The sequence below is a fragment of the Rhodococcus sp. P3_B8 genome (genome assembly GCF_056402775.1).
Window position 1 is genome coordinate 1 of the sequence record NZ_JBFUGT010000507.1, and the last position, 3,026, is coordinate 3,026.

The following is a 3,026-nucleotide window of genomic DNA, read 5'->3' on the forward strand; positions in this document are numbered from 1 at the left end:
AGATCTCGCTCTTCACCTTCTCGTCCTCGACGACGGCCTCCACGACGAGCTGCCGGTCCGCGAAATCACCGAGATCGGAGGTGAACCGCAGCCGCCAGGCGGCCTGCTCACGTTCCCGCTCGGTGATCTTGCCGCTGCTCACTCCGCGGTCGAGCGAACGAAGGATGCGCGAACGCCCCGCCGCCGCAAGCTCGCGGGTCTGCTCGAACACCAGAACGTCGACGTGCGCGCGAGCACACACCTCAGCGATTCCGGCACCCATGATCCCGGCGCCGATCACGCCGACGCGCTGAATCTTTTCGCTGGTCACGTCAGCTCCTTTTCGTCTAGTGGAGTCGTCGCCCGGGGAGGGGCCCGGTTACAGGCCCCTCCCCGGGGTCGGGTTGATCAGGTGAAACCGTGATCGGTCGAAGCCTTGGGGAACAAGGCTCAGTGGAACTGACCCTCTTCGGTGGAGCCCTTCAGAGCAGCCGTCGAGGTGTTGGGGTCGACCGTGGTGGCGATACGGTCGAAGTAGCCGGCGCCGACCTCACGCTGGTGCTTGATGGCGGTGAAGCCACGCTCCTCGGCGGCCTTGAACTCGCGCTCCTGCAGGTCGACGAAGGCGGTCATGCCCTCGCGGGCGTAGCCGTGGGCCAGGTCGAACATGCCGTAGTTGAGCGAGTGGAAGCCGGCGAGGGTGATGAACTGGAACTTGAAGCCCATCGCGCCGAGCTCCTTCTGGAACTTCGCGATGGTCGCGTCGTCAAGGTGCGCCTTCCAGTTGAAGGACGGCGAGCAGTTGTAGGCGAGCAGCTGGTCCGGGAACTCGCTGCGAACGGACTCGGCGAACTTCTTGGCGACCTCGAGGTCCGGCACGCCGGTCTCCATCCAGATGAGGTCGGAGTACGGCGCGTAGGCCTTGGCGCGAGCGATGCAGGGCTCGATGCCGTTCTTCACACCGTAGAAGCCCTCGGCGGTGCGAGTGCCGTCGAGGAACTCGCGGTCGCGCTCGTCGACATCGGAGGTGATCAGGGTGGCGGCCTCGGCGTCGGTGCGCGCGATGACGACCGTCGGAACGTCGGCCACGTCGGCCGCGAGTCGCGCCGAGGTCAGGGTGCGGATGTGCTGCTGCGTGGGGATGAGGACCTTGCCACCGAGGTGGCCGCACTTCTTCTCCGACGCGAGCTGGTCTTCCCAGTGCGAACCGGCGACGCCGGACGCGATCATGGCCTTCTGCAGCTCGTAGACGTTCAGAGCGCCACCGAAGCCGGCCTCGCCGTCGGCGACGATCGGGGCGAGCCAGTTGTCGACGGAGGTGTCGCCCTCGACCTTGGCGATCTCGTCGGCGCGCAGCAGCGCGTTGTTGATGCGGCGCACGACCTGCGGCACCGAGTTGGCCGGGTAGAGACTCTGGTCCGGGTAGGTGTGACCCGAGAGGTTCGCGTCGCCGGCGACCTGCCAGCCGGACAGGTAGATGGCCTTGAGGCCCGCGCGGACCTGCTGCACGGCCTGGTTACCCGTGAGGGCACCCAGCGAGTTGATGTAGTCCTCGTTGTTCACGAGGTCCCAGAGGATCTCGGAACCACGGCGGGCGAGGGTGGCTTCCTCGACAACGGTGCCCTGGAGCTTGGCGACCTGCTCCGCCGTGTAGTTGCGGGTTACTCCCTTCCAGCGCGGGTTGGTGTCCCAATCCTGCTGGATTTCAGCTGCGGTCTTCGGGGTGCCGGTGGTCGACATCAAGACTCCACTCTCTTCGATCTGCTGGTCCGGTACGGATGTACTGCTTCACATCCTTGCCAGGCCCTTCGTATGTACTTACCGAGAATGACACAAGCAAAAAGTGCCGTCTACCTGTTGCTAATGCCAATCTTGGCTAGCTTTTCACAACACCTTGCAAAGACTGTTAAGAAAGTTCGGCGCCACACCTGCCCGATCGGAGAGGAAAGATACTCGCCAGTAGCAAAAAGCCGCAGGTGGTGAACCAAATGCACGCAACTCGCCGTACACAGATATTTCCGCCCGTGCGACCCTCGCCTTCCCACCGCGGCACAGCCGTCGACCCGCCCGTTGTGACTGCAATCACCAATCGGGTCGGTTACCGTGACCTCGAATGGTCTCCTCCGGCGAAGGGCACCACGATGCCGCTGTACGAATTCCGATGTGCCGCCGACTGCGGCCCGTTCGAGCAGTCGTTCCCGATGGCCGACGTACCCGGCACCACACGCTGCCCGCGGTGCGACCGCGACGCCGTCCGGCGCGTGTCCTCACCGCGACTCGGACACGGATCGTCGTCCGCGATGAACCTCCTCGACAGCACGAAGAGGTCGGCTCACGAACCGGACGTCGTCACCGGTCCGCCGCCCCGGACCACGGCCGGGCGTTCACCCGTCACGAGCAATCCGCTGCACCGCCGACTTCCTCGTCCCTGACCGGCCACCGAAGGAGCGCACATGCCCGAACTGCTGTTTCCGCTCGATTCCTCGAAAAAGTTCACCGATCAGGCGATCGTCGGCCACAACCGCTGGCACCCGGACATCCCGGCCGCGGTCACGGTGAAACCGGGCGACTCCTTCCGCGTCCACTGCCGCGAATGGTTCGACGGCGCCATCCACAACGACGACTCAGCCGACGACATCCTGAACGCTCCCCTCACCACGGTCCACACATTGTCCGGGCCGTTCGCCGTGGAGGGCGCGAAGCCCGGCGACCTGCTGATCGTCGACATCCTGGACGTCGGACCCATCCCCCAGGAGGATTCCGGCCCGCTGGCAGGCCAGGGCTGGGGGTACACCGGGATCTTCTCCCGCCACAACGGCGGCGGATTCCTCACCGAGCAGTTCCCCGACGCCTACAAGGCCGTCTGGGATTTTTCCGGTCAGACCGCCACGTCGCGGCACGTCCCGCACGTCTCGTTCACCGGCATCGTCCACCCCGGACTGATGGGCACCGCGCCGTCGGCCGCCCTCCTGTCGAAGTGGAACGCGAGGGAGGGCGCGCTCATCGCCACCGACCCGGGCCGGGTTCCCCCACTCGCCCTGCCGCCC

At 65.8% G+C, this 3,026-nt stretch carries 4 protein-coding genes; 2 read left to right on the top strand and 2 right to left on the bottom strand.

What is annotated here, in order from left to right:
- On the bottom strand, window positions 1–310 hold a 310-nt coding region (locus tag AC1D1G_RS43680; protein ID WP_477956760.1), incomplete at its 3' end, for a 3-hydroxyacyl-CoA dehydrogenase NAD-binding domain-containing protein.
- Window positions 311–429: 119 nt separating this feature from the next.
- Window positions 430–1,719, bottom strand: a complete 1,290-nt coding sequence (gene aceA, locus AC1D1G_RS43685; RefSeq protein WP_283330984.1) for an isocitrate lyase — start codon at window positions 1,717–1,719, stop codon at window positions 430–432.
- A gap of 332 nt (window positions 1,720–2,051) precedes the next feature.
- Between aceA and AC1D1G_RS43690 the strand changes: the two genes are divergently transcribed.
- Both AC1D1G_RS43690 and AC1D1G_RS43695 read left to right on the top strand, forming a co-directional pair.
- Window positions 2,052–2,411 carry an FmdB family zinc ribbon protein gene (locus AC1D1G_RS43690; protein WP_283330983.1) on the top strand — a complete coding sequence of 120 codons (360 nt, stop codon included), beginning with the start codon at window positions 2,052–2,054 and terminating at the stop codon, window positions 2,409–2,411.
- Between the two features lie 21 nt (window positions 2,412–2,432).
- On the top strand, window positions 2,433–3,026 hold a 594-nt coding region (locus tag AC1D1G_RS43695), incomplete at its 3' end, for an acetamidase/formamidase family protein (protein ID WP_477956761.1).

Bases quoted from the DNA above. Each gene is read 5' to 3' on its own strand.
- aceA (WP_283330984.1), bottom strand. From the start codon at position 1,719: ATGTCGACCACCGGCACCCCGAAGACCGCAGCTGAAATCCAGCAGGAT.